Below are 15,659 nucleotides of genomic sequence, written 5' to 3'. Positions count from 1 at the left end.
CTGCCTGGCCTGAATTTGTGAACACTCGGCGCAGCGAGGTGTTTCAATTCTCGGAGCCGGAGGGTCCGCCAACCCGGCGGCCGACGTGCTGGTCGGTGTCCCCAACTCTCGGATCGCCGGAAGGAGGGCGGCCGAGCACAGGCCGATCGACTCCCAGTTGGCGCGTTGGTGTTCGGTGAGTGGGGTGGTGACGAGGAGCCGACCGGGGGCGAGGCGGGGGCGTCCGGGTGCCGGTCCTGGGCGGTGGCGACGGCGACCTGGGAGAAGTCGACGTCTGTGGTGGTGAAGCCCAGGTCGAGCGCCCGGCCAGCGGAACCCGGACCGAGCTGTTTGGCGAGCAGCGCGATCTCCTTCTCGGCGACGGGCCGGAAGCCCGTGCCCTGCTGGTAGTGGTCGCTGGCCGGCGGCGGACACGGCCGCTCCTCTCGGTCAGGGCGTTCGGTGGGCGGGTCAGCCCGCGGGTGGGAAGCCGGGTGGGTGCAGCGGTCTGGGCCGCCATGGCCTGGCTCGTCGCCGGAGGCAACCGCAGAGCCCCCTACCGAGGCGTCCTGAAGAACAACACCTGGCTCCACAACCGCGCCGCCACCCTCAACCTCCGCCGCCTCATCAACCTCGGCCTCACCCACACCTGGACCCTCGCCCCCGCCACCACATAGCGCAGGACAGGGCTATCCCGGCCGGGACAGCCCCGTCCAGAGCGAGATCTTCAGGAGCCTTCTAGAGCGGGGGCTCCAGGCTGGCCCCGCTCGTAGCGGCCCAGGGATCGTCCTGCTCCCGCCGCCGTCTCCCGCTCCCGCTGTTCGACGGCCGTGCGCTTCTCTGCGATCGTGGGGACGGAGACGAGGGCCTCAGCCGGGCGGTCGTGTCGGATCAGCATGTCGGCCAGCTCGTAGTGGGCCAAGTAGTGAGTGGACGTACGCAGGAGCGCGAAGGCCTCCGCCAGCTGTCCGTCCTGCTCCAGCAGTCGAGCCAGCGCGATGTCCCACTCGCCGGGCTCCCGCTCGTTGAGGGCGACGGCCTCCGAGATGCCCTCCGCCTGGCGGCCCGCTTCGCCCAGCAGCCAGAGACGCAACTCCCGCACCTGTTCCGGGTGTTCCTCGACGTACGCGTCGGTGAGCCCGTCCAGGAGTTCGAGCGCCCGGTCGGGGCGGCCGTCGTCGACCAGCAGTTCCAGCGCCCAGTGGAGGAAGTTCCAGCAGTCGGCGTACTCGTAGGTGGGCCGACCGGTCTCGACGGCTTCGTCGACCCTCCCCTGGTGAACCAGCAGGCGCATCAGCGCCGCCCGGTCCTTCGGGTGGTCATGGGCCTCGATCCCCGCACGCAGCACAGCCTCCGCCTCGGACGCCCGCCCGGCGTCCTCCAGCGCCTTCGCGTACACGTCGAGAGCGGAGCGGTGGTCTTCGGCGGCGAGGACTCCCAACTCCTCGATCAGGCCCTGCCGGGCAAGGAGTTCCGCGTAGTACTCCGGGAAGTTGACGGGGTGCCGCCGGCCCGAGGCCCGCTCCGCCCGCAGCACCTCGACGGCCTCGTCCGGGCGCCCGGCCCGCTCCAGCACCCGGGAGATCGACAGCAGCACGTCCCAGCGGTCTGTCCGGCCCGCGAAGGATCCGCCGCACCGCTCGCACGCCGCGTTCTCCGCACGCTCCATGCGCTCCGCTTCCCGTGTGAGCACCTCCAGGACCAGCTCGTCGCACCCCTTCCCCTCGGTCACCTCGACCAGGCGGGAGCGGGGCCAGTGCTTCCCGAGGTGCGGAGTGAGCACGCCGACGGCCTCCGCGACCCGCCCGGCCTTCGACAGCAGTTCGGCGTAGCGGGCGCACACGTGGCTGTCGTCCAACTCGGCCTCGTCCGGGCGCACCATCGCGAGCGCCTCGTCGCCCCGGCCGCGGTGGATCATGATCTCGGCGGTGGCCCACCCGGCGTCCCGCCAACCGATCTCCGCGAACGGGCCCACCACCGCCAGCGCCCGATCGAACTCCCCGGCCGCACACAACTCCCGGGCCGCCGCCTCCGCGCAGTTCCAGTCCTCGCGCTCCGACGCCGCCCGAATCAGCAGCTCCAACTGCCCCAGGTCGAGGAGGGTCTGCACCATCCGCGGATACACGCCACCGTGGTGGCGCGCCTGCCAAGAGAGATCATCGATGTTCACGCGGGCACCCTACGAACTGCCGCCGACAGGCGTTCCGGGTGCTGCGGCACAATCCCAGGATGATCGGCAATCGGATCACCCATCGCGTCGCGGACGGCGTCCGCATACCCGGCACCTGGCGGCACGCGTTCATCCGCAACGGCGGGCGGTACTTCCTGACCGACCTGTTCATCTACGCCGACGGGCTCATCGACTGCTGGGGTCTGGTCACCGTCGAGGAGTTCGAGGAGAAGCTGCGCACCGGGTGGGTGGCCACCGGCTTTCCGGAGGGGGCCGAGGCGTCCGCGCACGAGCTTGCGGACTGGAGGTTCGGGGAGCCGGAGAGCTGGATCACCCCCGAGCTGCTGGTCGCCGAAGTCCTGGACGCCATCGACCAGTTGAACGGGCGGCCGGACTCGACCGGCCGCTGCCTGGCCGCCGTCGAGGTGTTCCTCGCCGACCGGACCGAGGAGAACCGGGCCGCGGCCCGCGCCGCGCTACTGGCCGTCCCGGAATCGCAACGCCGCTACGCGCTGGGCGACATGGACCACAAGGACTGGCCGCTGCGGATCCTGGTGGCGGGGCCCGGCGGGCGGACGTACCTGCCGGTCGACGGGACGGTCAGCCAGGAGAGTTACGAGAAGGCCCTCGGGTACTTCGAGGAGCGGGCGCAGTGGATGGCCGAGCGCGCCGCCCGGGTCCCGGCGGACGGGCCGGAGGCGTCCTTCGCCCCGGCCGTCAAGCTGCCCCACTCGTACCCGAGGGAGCCGGTGGACGACCCCGGCAAGGTCGGCCTGCGCCACGACTACCCCGCCCCGATCACGGTGGACGGCGTCACCCACCCCTCCGTCGCCCACGCCTACTGGGCCCTGTCGGTCGCCGAACCCGGCACCCGGCACGCGATCACGACGGCGGAGACCGGCGGCGCGGCCCGCCGGCTCGCGGCCGGCGCCCCACGCCGCGAAGGCTGGGACCACGCCAGGACCGCCGTCCTGACCCGCCTGCTGCGCGCCAAGTACCGGCAGCACCCCGAGCTGGCCGCCGTCCTGCTGGCGACGGACGACGCCACCTTAGATCTACGACGACATGGACTCGGCCTACTGGGGCGACAACGCGGGCCGGGGTCGCAACTGGTCCGGGCGGCTCCTCGAACTCGTCCGCTCCGAGCTGCGGGCAGAGCAGGCGGGGATCTTCGAGCCGCGCCCCGGCGCCGACGCCGGGCTGTCGTAGCGCGTTGGCATACTCGCCGCCGTGACGATGAGCGAAGCGATCAACGCGGTACTGGAGAGCGAGCAGGGCGAGTTCGTGCTCGTCGGGCAGCTGACCGCCGGGGGGAACGTCTTGGTGCGCGGGCTGGACGCGAGCGGGGGCTACACGTTCTCCGAGCTGGGCGACGGGCGGCACGACGTCCACCTCACGTACGAGTGAAGCGAGGAGCGTGGGGCGACCGTGGCCGCCGTCGCGCTGCTCGCCGCCGGGGCCACCCCGCAGGCGGTGGCGGAGGCCGCGTGGGAGGAAGTGTCGGACGACGTCAACGAGTTGAGCGAGCACGCCTCGGCGATCTCCTCCAGCACCCCGGGCAACCTGAGCATCGACCGCGCCCTGCACCGCACCCCCGGCTTCGCCGGGGCCGAGGACCCGGTGGGCCCACGCGATGGCCGCGTTCAAGGCGCAGCAGGACGCCGGCTCCCGGACGCCGGTGCTGGACGTGGTCGTCGACGAGGAGCGGGGCGCGAACGCGCTGGTGTTCCCGAGCTGGGCGTTCACCTCGAACAGCATCCTGATCGGGCGGAGCGCCGACGGCGCGGGCGCGGGGATCGTCTGGTCGCAGTTCGGCGAGTGATCCCCGACGGCCCGGCCCGCACCCCGGTCCGCCGCCACCTAGGATGCGCGGACCGTCTCCGGGATGCTCGCGACAGGGGGTGGCGGGGCATCCCGGAGACCGGGCGGCGGCCGGGCGCTGCTCCACCGGCCGCACCGCCTCCGGGTGAATGTGGGTCATCCCGGAGACGAGGATCAAGGTCAGAACGTTGAGGTCCGCGTTTCACCGCCGTGCCTGACCGCGTTGGTGGACCGTGTGCAGACCATAGACCTCGCCGCCGAGACCGCCATCCGGTTTGACCAGAAATGACATGTTCGGGTCTATTGGCGGGACGGCGGTCGCGCGCTCCTGGGACCGCTGCGGGATCAAGCGCGGGCACCGCGTCGATAGGCGCCTCGGGTATGGCCGTCGGGAATGCCTTTCACTGCGCACGCCGGACCGGGGTCACCGGATCGGGTGAATTCCTCCGAACTCCCGTGCCCTCCCGTGGTGCGGAGGGGTTGGGTTGTGGCGTGTGCTCGATGGGGTGCGGGGAGGACCAGGGTGTCGGCGGTGGCCGGAACGGCAGCGGCTGTTCAAGAACTCGACGAGGATCAGCGTGCGGCGCTCGACGCCTGCGTGGTCGCGGCGCTGGCCTTGAGCAGCAATGAAGGCGAATCACAGGGGCGAATGAGGCTGCTGATGGAGTGCCATGGCCGCTACGTTCGTTCTTTCGGCGTCCTTGAGTCGGCGCCGTCGTACGAGGTGTTCACCGGCCGACTCCGAGGCAACCGTGTGGCCGACCTCCTGCCGGGGCGGCCTCAGAAGTCGGTGCTCGGCAAGCTGCGTCTGCTCGACGAGGACGGCATGCCCAGTTCGGCGCTGCACCGGTTGGCGGTGGAAGCCGCCGAGCACGGCCACCAGGCCCCGGGGATCGGCGCCGACATCCGCCATCTGCACAGCCTGCTGCGGGCGGTGGGGATGCTGCCAGCGAGTACCGGGCTGTCGCGGATCTCCGGTGAGACTGTCCAGCACGCGGTCTTCCGCGCGCTGAGGGCCGCCGGCTTCGAGGCGTACACCCGGGGCCGGGAGGCGATGGTCCGCACGCCCGTCCTGACACGGCGCGAGCTGTCCCGGAACACCGTGCTGGTCGAGCTGGGCGCGTACACCGGGATCTCCCCGACGCGGCAGTTCGGCGGCCTGTGGGCAGCGTGCCCGATGTGCAAGTGGACGATGCGGGCTACCTTCCGCCCCAACGGCGCGGTGGACCTCGAGTGCGAGGACGAGCGCCACAGCCTGCTGGGTGCCCGCTACCGGGCCGAGCCGGCTACGGAGGGCTGGCGCCTGGCCCCGCGCGGCGAACTGCACACCGTGCCGGAACTACTGCCCGCGGAGGGCTGCGTGGCGCTGCCCTACGCCCTGTGGCTGTGGGTGACGCTCCCGGGCCTGCTGGAGGTCGAGCTGCGCGACCGGCTGATCACCTCGGGTGCGCAGGTGCGGCTGTGGCCGTTCGGCGACGCCTACGACCTGCACGTCACCCGTCCCGGCCGGTCCCGGACATGGCGCGTGGACGTCAAGACCTGGGCCGACCCGTACGGACTGGCCCAGAAGCTGCGCGAGGACCCCGAGGAGTCCGGCGAGCTGTGCTTCGTGGTGCCCGAGCACTTGCGCGGGTACCTGCCGCTGCTGCGCCGGGTGGTGCGGGGCAGCGGCGCCCGTGTGCTGACCGACACCGACCTGGTGGCGGAGGTGGAGGGAGCGTGAGCAGGACCCTGGCCGCGGCGTTGGCCTTGGCCGAGCACCTCCTGCCCGCCCGGTTTCGCGACGGGCAGCAGGTGGTGCGCGTCGCGGACGCCCACGTCCTGCTCAGCGGGCACGCGCCGCGCGTCGTGGCGGGCTGGGAGCAGTGGCCGGAGGCGGACAAGCAGCGCCTGGGCGCGCTGTTGGGCATCCGCCACCGGGGGGAGGCGCTGCTGCACCATGTCGAACTGGCCGTCCACGACGTCTTGGACACCCCGGACGCGGACGACCCGCTGCCCTCCCTCTACACGCTCGGGCACAGCGAGCGGGGGCGGGCGCTCGAAGTGCTGCCCGTCCACGGGCAGGATCCTGCGGACGTCGCCGACCGCCTGCTCGCGGCGACCGGGCGCCGGCGGGCTCTGCGGGTCGCCAGCGGATCGGGCTGGTCGGCGCCGACCTCACGCGGGCGGGTCCAGCTCGCCTTCCCCGACGAGCAGGGGGTGTACAGGCCGCCTCAGGTCGTGACCGCGCCGTCGGTGGACCTAGTGGTGGACGCCGACGAGCTCAGCTGGCAGAGCCGGGACACCGACCAGGACATGGAGGGCCCGGCCTTCCGCGAGAAGCAGATCGCGCTGCTGCTGCGCGGGACCATCGGGCGCGGACAGCGACCCCTGGAGCCCGTCGTCCTGCCGCCGGGACGCATGCACCTGCTGAGCGCGCCGCCGGGCGTGGGCAAGAACGTCTTCGGCCGGGGGCTGGCGATCCAGCAGGCAGGCCTGGATCGCACCACCGTGCTGGTGGTCAGCGACAACGGCGACGTGTACGGCGAGGCCGCCACCTTGCAGCAGGAGCTGCGGGCGGCGGGCGTCAAGGCGACGGCCACGCCGTTCATCGCCCCCAACAGCCGCTACGGCTTCGCGCTGCGCTCCGCCGCGAAACTGGAGGGCACCGGCGTGCCACTGGCGCACGCCTCTGCAAGCATCGCCTTCCTCATCGACAACTCCGCCTACGGGTGCGCCGCGCAGGCGCAGCTGGAGGGCCGCGACGTCTTCGAGGGCGGCAGAGAACCATGCACGGTTACCGCGTCGGACGCCTTCGACCGGCCGGAGCGGGCGTTGTGCCCGTATGTGTCGTCCTGCGGGAAGTTCTCCCACGTCGAGGCCGCGACGACGGCCAGGATCATCGTGACCACGCATGCGTGCTTCCAGTCCGGGATGATCAAGGTTCCGGTGGAGGTCGACGGGGAGGTCCGCAACAGCATCAGCGTGCGGGAGTTCCTTCTGCGCCTGGCCTCCTACGTGGTCGTCGACGAGGTCGACGCCTACCAGTCACGGGGGTTCGACGAGTGCGGCGAGCTGGAGCTCGCCTCCCGCTCCCGCCCGAACACGGTGCTGCGGCAGATCCGCGACAGCCTGCACCAGGCACCGCCGCGGCTGGCGGTGGCGGTGCGCCGACCGCTGACCCGGGCGGTGTTCCTGGCCGAGCAGTTGCTCGACCTGGTGGCCGGCGAGGAGGTGTGCACCGAGGTCGCCCAGGCGCGGGCTCTGGCCCGCGGGCAGGACCCGCGCCGGGCCCGGCAGGTGGTGCAGGACCGCAAGCGCTGGTACCAGCCCCACCAATGGGACCGGCACCTGCTGGAGAACCTGATCGGAGTGGATCCCGAGGCCGCGGCCACCGCCGAGCAGGCCGACTGTCTGCAGGCCCTGCTCCCGCACGTGGCCACCCGGCCGGGCGATAGGCCCTCCCGTGCCGTGCTGCCGGATCGGCTGCAGCCCGTCCCGGACGTGCTGCAGCGGATGCTCACCATCGACGAGGGCGGCGAGTGGCAACTGGCCCCTCTCAAGGACGAGTTGCGGGAGATCGTCTCCGCCGCGCTGCCCGCCTACACCACCACCGAAGGCGTAGGCGGAGGCGAGGAGGTACCCGTCGAATCGGCGGTTCCGGCGCAGCGCGGGCCCGGCGGGCCGGGGCCGGTGGGGGTGGTCACGCACGCCGAGGCCACCGCGGGCGTCCTGCACGCGCTGATGATGAAGGCGTGGCTGACAGCCATCGTCCACACGATGTTCGACCTGACGGACCGAGCGGGCGAGCTCGCCGGGCACGGCATCGACGCGGCCTCCACCCTCGCCGATGCGATCGGCCACCAGGGCGCCGGCACCGTCGTCCCGTTCGGCCCGCTGGGCCGCCAGCTGGGCGGGTTCCGCTTCGAGGGGCTGGACGACCCGGGCGGACATGCGAGTTTGAAGATGGAGGTGCTGCGCGCCGACCCCCACACCGAGACGCAGTTCCTCGGCAGCATCGTCTCCCTCGCCCTGAGCGGCCGCCAGCGCACCGTGGTAGGCATGTCCGCCACCGGTTACATGCCGGGCGCGGCTCGCACCCACCTGCTCGCCCGCCCCGACTGGGCGATGCCCGACACCCTCCAAGGCGGCCTGAGCATCTTCAACAGCACCCCTGTCGCCGACGGGAAGCTCCTGGCCGTCGGCAGCACGCCCTACCGCGAACGCGACCAGCGGGTCATCTCGCTGGCCGCCGGCTACGCGCCGGGACTGGTGCGCGACCTGGCCCGGCTGGCTGCGGATCCGCATACCCGGTACCGCGCCCGGGCCCTGATCACCGTCAACTCCTACCGTCAGGCCCGCCTGTTCGCCCAGGCCCTGTACGACACCGCGCTCGCCCTCGGACGGCGGCTACGGATCTACGTCGCCGTCGCGGACACCCCCGACCCCTCCCTGCCGCCGGTGTGCGACGCGATCGGCCAGCTCACCCGCGACCGTTTCTCGGAACTGGCCGACCTCGACGGCGAAGTGCTCATCTCGCCGCTGCCGCGCACCGAACGGGGCCTGAACGTACTGACCGTGTTCGAGGGCGTCGCCGTCTCCGCCATCACCCTGATCGCCATGGCCGTGCGGCCGGTCATGCCGGCCGACGAGGCACCGGTGCTGGCAGCCAGCGTCGCCGCCCGAGCCTGGCGCGACACCATCCCCGGCGACAACCCCGCCGCCACCCTGGCCCGGGCCCGCGCGGCCGCCGAGGCGCACCTGCGCCTCAACCTGAATGCGCCCAAGCGCTTCTCCGCCCTGCCAGACGAGCTGAAGCACGAACTCGTCGCCACCCTCCTGGGCCAGAGCGTCCAGCTGGCCGGCCGCGGACGCCGCGGACAGACCCACGTCGAGCTCCACTTCATCGACGGCGCCTTCCACGACCCCACCTGGGGATCCGACCTGCCCACCCTGGTGCGGAGCCTGCTCGAACAGACCCCGCAGGACGACCTCGCCCAGCTCGGCACCTGCTACGGCCACACCATCGAGGAAATCGCCGAGTACGCCCACGCCCCGCACCTGCTCCCCGCGCTGCGCGCGGGCTTCCACTCCTACCTGGGAGAGTACGCATGAGCCGCCCGCTCGACAGCGTCGCCCGCAAGCAGGCCCGCCTGCTGCAGTTCCGCACCGCCCCCACCGACCTGGGGCAGGTGATCGCCTACCGGCCCGACGCCCCTGTCCTGGACCTGGCCGGAGAGCTTGCGCAGGAGTACAAGCGCAACGTCGGCTCCGGGCTGGAGGTGCAGCCGCCCTACCGGGCGCTGGAGTCCGTTCTGCGCGCGGCCGCGGGCACCTGGGCGCGTTGGCAGTGGAACAACGACGGCTACGAACTGCTGTGCGCGGCGCCGATCAGTGCCGAGGACCGGCGCGACGTGTTCAGCTACTGGGCCGAGGCCGTGGTCCCAGGCCCCGACGGCCTGCGCATCGGCGAGCAGCTGGCCGAACTCCTCGCCCGGGCCGAACCCCGCCCCGCTGTCCTGCCCGAGCCGCCCCGCGCCGGCAGGCGCTCGCGCGGCTGGTGGCCGGGCGAGCTCGCCCGCTGGCGCCTGGCCGAGGAACTCGCCGCCCTCGAGTGGCCCCGCAACAACGGCACGCCCGTCCGCTTCGCCCTGTGCACCGACGGCCGTCTGGCCGCGATCGGCCACGAGCTGCCCGCCGAACCCGACCGCAAGGGCATCGTGCGCCACCTGCTGCCCCGTATCACCATCGGGACAGCTGCCAGCGGGCACTCCGGGCGCCATGCACTGACCGTCAACGCCGTCACCACCCTCCTCGCCACCTCCTGGAAGGGCGTCGCCACCGTCCTGCTGGCCAACCCCGGTCAGCCGCTCGTCGTTGCCGCGGCCACCGACGGCCCGCCGTGGAAGCGCCGCCTGAACGTCCCCGCGGTCGCCGCCAGCCGCCGCCTGGCCGCCCTGCCCCGCCTGAGCGCGAACGTGCCGCCCTTCCCCGAACACCTCACCGACGACGCTCTCGCCGATGCCGCCCCGGGGCCGGTATGGGCCGTCGCCCCGGCCAGCGTCCGCACGCCCGGGCTGGGCCGCGGACACGGCATGGAACTCTTCCGCCGCATCGAGGAGGCCATCGACACCCGGTGCGAGAAGTACAGCCACCGCAACCCCGTGTTCATCGAGGTCCCCGGCATCAAGGTGCCGCCCACCGAGAGCGGCTCGCGCGTCAGCGGCCCCATCCCGCCGGAGCGGATCCCCACGGCCCTGGACGCCGCCGGCGTGGGCACCCTCCTCGTCCCCGTGCTGTGGAGCACCGACGAGGTCCGCGCCCGGGTGAAGGCCGCGATCGCCGCCCAGTGGGGCCCTGGTGAGGACTGGAAGGCCGTCGAAGGCATCGCCGAACCCGCGGCTGGCGGGCGCATCGAGACTGTCTTCTTCCACGACAAGGCCGGCGCGCTGGGCCACGGGCCGCGCAGCAGCGCGGAGCGCGAGCGGGACCTGGCCCAAATGCTCGCCCCCTACACCCGCGAGGACACCCTCGTCGCGGCGATCTGCGAGACCGACTGGGACCCCGAGCGCTGGTACCCGAGCGTCGAAGAGCGTGAGAAGGCCGAGGCCGAGGACGGCAAGTGGCCCTCCAAGCAGGCCCTGGCGCGCCTGGCGGCGACCTCCCAGTACATCAAGCAGGCCCCGCCGCCCATCCCCACCCACACCCGGGATGGCAAGCCCTACAACGAGAACTACCGGGCCAAGAAGGTCGCCTCCCGCCAGAGCGGCCTGGACAGCTCGACCGCGAACGTGCTGCGCGAGATCCTCACCGGCGTCGGCGCCACCGACCATCGCCTGGGCGCCGGGTTCGGGAAACTGCCGCTGGAGAACTGGTGGCATATCGGCGTCCACGTCCGCCGCCATGCCCAGCGCCGCACACCCGGCAGGCCCCGCAGCACCGAACCGTCGCCGATCACCGCAAGCCTCACCGCCATGCGCCCCACCGGCGGGAAGGACGACCCCTGGCAGATCTGGGCCTACAGCCCCCAGGCAGGGCAGTGGCTGCCCCACAGCCCGGCCGTCACCGCGCTGCACGCCGCCGACCTCGCCTGGGATGTCAAGGGCTACTCCGCCGCCGCGGACGAGACGCTCCAGGCCCGCGCCGCCGCGGACATCGTCGAGCAGGCCCTCATCGCCACCCGCACGCAACTGCCCGTGTCGGCCCCCGCGGTGCTCTACGTCGATGGCGACAGCGCCGAGTACATCTGGTCGGGCCTCACCGACGAAGCCCTGGGCCAGGACCCGCCCTCAGGCCTGCCCCGGCTCTCGTCCTGGCTGCCCGGCCACAGCCTCCCCCGCGCCCAACGCCCCCTGGCCACCGTCCGCGTCATCGGCGACCTGGAACGCATCGGCCGCCCCACCGGCGCCCACATGCGCACCAGCGACGGCACCTGGCGTGCCACCGACACCACCACCAGCCTCTTCCAACTCGCCACCGACGACGCCGCCCACACCTACCCCGACTTCCTGCTCGTCAACGTCCCCCGCGTCTGGGCCGCAGGCCCCGCCGGCCGCTTCGGCAAGGACGAGACACGCTTCGACAGCCGCAGCCAGAGCAAGAACGGCTACGCCCACACCGCCACCCGGTTCACCGTCATCGCCCAGCACCCCGACGCCGACTGCGACCTCATCGGCGCCGTCGCCGCCGTACTGACCAACCAGGGCATCACCTCCGACGTCCGCCAGAGCACCCCCACACCCCTCCACCTCGCCCGCAGGATGGACTCCACCCACCCCTACTACCGCCGCACCGCCGAGAACCCCGAAGACGCCCCCGATGCGGCCGAAGACGAGAACACCGCACAGGACGAGACGGCCGGCCCGTAATCCGGCCGAGTCCCAGCGCACCGCAGAAAGAGATCGCGGCGTCGGCTTCCGCGCGCCAGCGCGCGTCGCGGTCGGAGAAGCTCTCCCGGTGCGCGGTTCTTCGTTGGCGACAATCTCCTGGAGGCACAGTACGTCCGGGCGGATCTCGTTGATCGTGGCGACCAGGGCGCGCCAGCGGTCCGTGCCCACCAGGCGTGGGCCCAGTTTGTAGGCGGTGAGGTTCGCCAGCCGTATCACGGTGCTTCGTTCCTTTCGGTCAGTGGCGGTGTCCAGCAGACAGGCACGCTCCGGCCGGTGTCCGGCCTCGCGGGGTACTGGGTGCCGCTCATCGGTTGGCCTGCCGGGCCTGATCGGCTGGTGCCGTGTCAGGACCGACAGTCTGGAATGCCAGCCGCCCGCCCGGCTTGTCGATGACGGGGCCGGCCGGAAGCTCCGTGTCCGGGGCTGTGGCGGGGTGGACGGTCAGGCAGGGGTAGCCGCAGGCGCGCAAGTGCCGGTTCCAGTGGCGGACGGCGGCGACCAGCCGCTCGGCCAGGGCGGGGCCGCGCTCGCCGACGGCGTGGACGGTGAACTCGGCCCCGTCTCCGGCGGGTTCGGGGACGAGATAGGCGAGCGAGCCGTCGGCGGTGAGCGCCGGGGCGGTGCGGCCGCCGGGCAGCCGGGTCAGGCCGGAGGGCTCCTGGTCCTGGAACAGGGTGCACCCGCCGTGCCCGTGCAGGGTCGTCAGCAGGTGCAGGTGCAGCGAGTCATACGGCTCGCCGGCCTCGACTCGCACGCCGGTGCGCTGCTCGTGGTCGGCGCCGCGCAGGGCCTGCGCCAGGCCGTCGGTGGTGGGGACGGGGCCGTCGGCGTGCCACAGCAGGACGTCGTCGGCGAGGCGGGTGTGCGGGGTGGGCCCGGCGGTGGTGTCGGGGACGAAACCGCAGGAGACCCAGCGGCCGGTGCTGACCAGGGTGTCGCCGCAGCGCTGCAGGGCGACGGACCACGTGAAGGTGTGGAGGTCGAGCGGCAGGACCAGGCGGCCGCCGTCGGCGAGTTGCTCGGACCAGGCGGGGGAGAGGCCGCGGGCGGCGTGGGTGACGATGATCGCGTCGAACCCGCCGCGCGGCACCAGGTGGGCGGGCGCCCCGTGGTTGCCGTCGCCCAGCAGGGCGGTGATGCCGGTGCTGCCGGTCTCGGCGAGGGCGCGGCGGGTGCGGCGGACGACCTGCGGGTCGAGGTCGACGGTGACGACGTGGGCCGGACGGTCCGGCGAGGTGGGCGAGGTAGGCGGCGTTGCAGCCGCCGCTGCCGATCTCCAGCACCCGCGCACCGGGGGCGACGGCGGCCTGGGCGAGCATCAGGGCCTGCATGTCGACCGCCGAGACGGAGCTGGTCGCCTGCCCGTGCGCGCCGCGGCGGGTGACGTACGCGCGATCGGGGGCGTAGGCGGCGTCGAGGCCGGCCTCGGGCAGGAAGCGGTGTCGCTCGACGGTGCGCAGGGCGGTGAGGACGGCGGCGGGCAGGTGCGGCTGGGCGGCGGCGACCTGTTCGGTCATCGCGGTGCGGCGCCGAGCGGCCTCGGGGCTGTCGCCCGGCACGGCCGGGGCCGGGGCGTCGTGCGGGTAGGACGAGACTTCCGGAAGGTGGTTCACGATGCCGGGCCAGATCGCGTTCAGGGCCTGCGCGGCGGGCGTGAACACCGGTCCGAGGCAGTCCAGGGCGTCAAGGTCGAACCACTCCCACCTGGTGAACTTCTCCGGCTCCTGCACCGCTGGCGTGCCGGTGACGTCGAAGGTGCGCACCACCGCGGTGATCCGCGGTACCCGCTGGGCGTGGTCGACCAGGACGGCGACGACCACGGAGCCGTCGGCCCGCAGACCGGTCTCCTCGGTGAGTTCGCGTACCGCGGCCTGCCCCAGGCTCTCGGCCCGCGCCCCGCCGTCTGCTGCGGGCCGCACGTCGATCTTGCCGCCGGGTAGCTCCCACATGCCCCTGGCCGACCAGCCGAGCAGGACCCGTCCGCGGTCGTCGGTGGTGACGGCCAGCGCACCGGCGACCGCGACGTTGCCGGTGGCCGGCGCGCTGCGCTCAGTTGCGACCGTATCGCGGCAGGGACTGCGCAGCACCAGCATGCCGAGGTCGCCGGCGTCGAGACGCCGCACGTCCTCCCAGCCGGAGGCCAGGGCGGCGATCTCGTCCTCGTCGAGGGCGATGCGCCGGCGCTTGGCGGGGGTGGTGGCGGCCAGCGGGGTGGTGATCAGCAGGGTGCCGCCGGGGGCCAACAGCCGGCCGAGCCGGTGCAGGGTGTTGCTCCGGTTGGCCAGGAACGCCACGGACAGGCGCATCGTGATCACCAGGTACGGATCGTCGCCAAGGAGTTGCTGCAGGTCGGCACCCTCGACGTCCGCCTCCAACCACCGCACCGCGGCCTCCGGGTGGGTGGCGCGGGCGCGCTCCAGCGCGGCTGCGGACAGGTCGAGGGCATCCACCGCGTATCCGGTCAGTGCGAGGTGTGCGGCCAGGTCACCCAGACCGCAGCCCACGTCCAGAGCCCGGCCGCCGTCCTCGGGAGCGGGCGCGTGCTCGGCAAGCGCGGCGACCTCTTGCGGACGCAGCGCGCTGAAGGCGATGCCGTCGGTGTAGCTCTGGTTCCAGTGTTCGGCGGTGAGAGCGGGTGCGGTCACGTTGGTCCTCGGGTCGGGTGTGTGCTGGGCGGCGGGGTCCAGGCAGTGCCGGACGCTGACGGTCAGAACAGGGCATGCTGCTGCGGCTCGGTGCCGCGGGGAGCGGGGTGCTTGGGCGGCAGTCCGGCGGCAGCGTCCAGGTCCAGCAGGATGCGCCACCGCCCGGCGGCGCACCCGTCGGTGAGCAGGCGCTCCAGGAGTTGGGCGGTGACGGTGACGTCGGGCATCGCCCGGTGCCGGTCGGCTGGCCGGGCGATGCCGTAGTGGGCCAGGAGGTGGTCCAGACGGTAGGAGCCGAGGCCGGGCAGGAGCGCCCTGGCGAGGCGGATCGTGTCGAGCAGGGGCGTGGCGGCCAGGCGGGGGCAGTGCGCGGCCTGACGGGCGATCATCCCGGCTTCGGTGGGGGCGTGGTGGGCGACCAGCCGGTACGGCGGTGCAGTCAGGTGCGCGTCCAGGTGGGCCATGATGGCGGCGGCCGGGTCGGCGCCGGCGAGCATCGCTGCGGTGATGCCGGTCTGTGCGACGTCGCGGGCGGTGACCGGGACGTCGGCGGGCGGCCGGATCAGGGACTCGAACCGGCCGACCTCCACCAGGCGCCCGCGCTCGGGGCGCAGCGCGAGCGCGGCGACCTCGGTCGGCTCCGCCGGGCGCCCGGTGGGGGTGAGCCCTTCGAAGTCGATCACGACCACGGTCAGGCGGGTGAAGGACGGGTCGCGGAGCACTCCCGTCACGCCGCGCCCTCCGATCCGGTCGCCGCCCGGGGTGTCGTCGGGCCCTTGGCCGCGGTGCGGAGGCGGGCGATGGTCCGCAGGCCGAGGGCGGTGACGAGGATGCCGACCTCGGCCGGGTCGCCGTGGTCGAGGGCGGCGACGTGGCTGCCGCAGCGGGAGCAGAAGCCGCGCCGGGTCTTGCTGGGGTGGGTGTCGTACCAGGTGGGCTCGCCATGCTCACCGGTCCAGGACAGGCCCGTCAGCGGGAACGACGTCCACCACTGGAATGGGCTGCCGGAACGGCGCACGCAGTGGGCGCAGCCGCAGACTTCCCTGTCAAGTCCTTGTGTTCACGTCTTGTGCCTCCTCTTCGTGGCGGCGCGCGGCGGTGGCTGTGGAAGGGATGGGACGGCCACCCAACGGTCTGGACGAAGATTCCTGTCAGGTCGACTGTGCCTTGTTCGCC

At 73.0% G+C, this 15,659-nt stretch carries 11 protein-coding genes and 3 pseudogenes; 7 read left to right on the top strand and 7 right to left on the bottom strand.

All coding sequences use genetic code 11. The annotated features are described in order from the left end of the window. Nucleotides 1-473: 473 nt before the first annotated feature. A complete protein-coding gene (locus ACFV18_RS03965; RefSeq protein ID WP_380478917.1) occupies nucleotides 474-656 on the top strand; it encodes a hypothetical protein in 183 nt (60 codons plus the stop codon). A gap of 50 nt (nucleotides 657-706) precedes the next feature. On the opposite strand, the gene ACFV18_RS03960 is transcribed toward ACFV18_RS03965, so the two are convergent. Together ACFV18_RS03960 and ACFV18_RS03955 are read right to left on the bottom strand one after the other, a co-directional pair. Continuing rightward, nucleotides 707-2,149 carry a tetratricopeptide repeat protein gene (locus ACFV18_RS03960; protein ID WP_380478915.1) on the bottom strand — a complete coding sequence of 481 codons (1,443 nt, stop codon included), beginning with the start codon at nucleotides 2,147-2,149 and terminating at the stop codon, nucleotides 707-709. Between the two features lie 172 nt (nucleotides 2,150-2,321). Further along, on the bottom strand, nucleotides 2,322-2,519 hold the full coding sequence (locus tag ACFV18_RS03955; RefSeq protein ID WP_380478913.1) for a hypothetical protein: 198 nt from the start codon (nucleotides 2,517-2,519) through the stop codon (nucleotides 2,322-2,324). A 695-nt stretch (nucleotides 2,520-3,214) separates the two neighbouring features. Between ACFV18_RS03955 and ACFV18_RS03950 the strand changes: the two genes are divergently transcribed. From ACFV18_RS03950 to ACFV18_RS03925, 6 genes are all read left to right on the top strand, one after another. Further along, complete coding sequence (locus ACFV18_RS03950) at nucleotides 3,215-3,358, top strand: hypothetical protein (protein ID WP_380478911.1); 144 nt, start codon at nucleotides 3,215-3,217, stop codon at nucleotides 3,356-3,358. 21 nt (nucleotides 3,359-3,379) lie between these two features. Further along, a complete protein-coding gene (locus ACFV18_RS03945) occupies nucleotides 3,380-3,556 on the top strand; it encodes a hypothetical protein (protein WP_380478909.1) in 177 nt (58 codons plus the stop codon). A 226-nt stretch (nucleotides 3,557-3,782) separates the two neighbouring features. Continuing rightward, nucleotides 3,783-3,971, top strand: a complete 189-nt coding sequence (locus ACFV18_RS03940) for a hypothetical protein (protein ID WP_380478907.1) — start codon at nucleotides 3,783-3,785, stop codon at nucleotides 3,969-3,971. Between the two features lie 753 nt (nucleotides 3,972-4,724). Next, nucleotides 4,725-5,693: a hypothetical protein gene (locus ACFV18_RS03935; protein WP_380478905.1), complete on the top strand. Its 969-nt coding sequence runs from the start codon at nucleotides 4,725-4,727 to the stop codon at nucleotides 5,691-5,693. Then, nucleotides 5,690-9,064, top strand: coding sequence for a hypothetical protein (locus tag ACFV18_RS03930; protein ID WP_380478903.1), 3,375 nt, complete (start codon nucleotides 5,690-5,692; stop codon nucleotides 9,062-9,064). The genes ACFV18_RS03935 and ACFV18_RS03930 overlap by 4 nt, the downstream gene beginning before the upstream one ends. Next, nucleotides 9,061-11,817, top strand: coding sequence for an RNaseH domain-containing protein (locus tag ACFV18_RS03925; protein ID WP_380478901.1), 2,757 nt, complete (start codon nucleotides 9,061-9,063; stop codon nucleotides 11,815-11,817). Before ACFV18_RS03930 ends, ACFV18_RS03925 begins: the two co-directional genes overlap by 4 nt. A gap of 325 nt (nucleotides 11,818-12,142) precedes the next feature. Here ACFV18_RS03925 and ACFV18_RS03920 read toward each other — a convergent pair whose 3' ends face one another. The 5 genes and pseudogenes from ACFV18_RS03920 to ACFV18_RS03900 form a co-directional block, all read right to left on the bottom strand. Next, complete coding sequence (locus tag ACFV18_RS03920) at nucleotides 12,143-12,592, bottom strand: hypothetical protein (protein ID WP_380479270.1); 450 nt, start codon at nucleotides 12,590-12,592, stop codon at nucleotides 12,143-12,145. 189 nt (nucleotides 12,593-12,781) lie between these two features. Continuing rightward, a pseudogene (locus ACFV18_RS03915) lies at nucleotides 12,782-13,129 on the bottom strand (hypothetical protein); the annotation flags it as partial. After that, nucleotides 13,119-14,342: pseudogene (locus ACFV18_RS03910) on the bottom strand (NUDIX domain-containing protein); the annotation flags it as partial. The pseudogenes ACFV18_RS03910 and ACFV18_RS03915, both read right to left, overlap by 11 nt. A gap of 203 nt (nucleotides 14,343-14,545) precedes the next feature. Continuing rightward, entirely contained in the window at nucleotides 14,546-15,214 is a 669-nt protein-coding gene (locus ACFV18_RS03905; protein WP_380478899.1) for a PolC-type DNA polymerase III, read from the bottom strand. After that, a pseudogene (locus ACFV18_RS03900) lies at nucleotides 15,211-15,510 on the bottom strand (GFA family protein); the annotation flags it as partial. The gene ACFV18_RS03905 and the pseudogene ACFV18_RS03900, both read right to left, overlap by 4 nt. Nucleotides 15,511-15,659: the final 149 nt, after the last annotated feature.

The organism is Kitasatospora sp. NPDC059673, from assembly GCF_042734215.1.
In the GTDB taxonomy this organism is placed as follows: domain Bacteria; phylum Actinomycetota; class Actinomycetes; order Streptomycetales; family Streptomycetaceae; genus Kitasatospora.
This window is presented reverse-complemented; position numbering and strand designations above follow the sequence as displayed.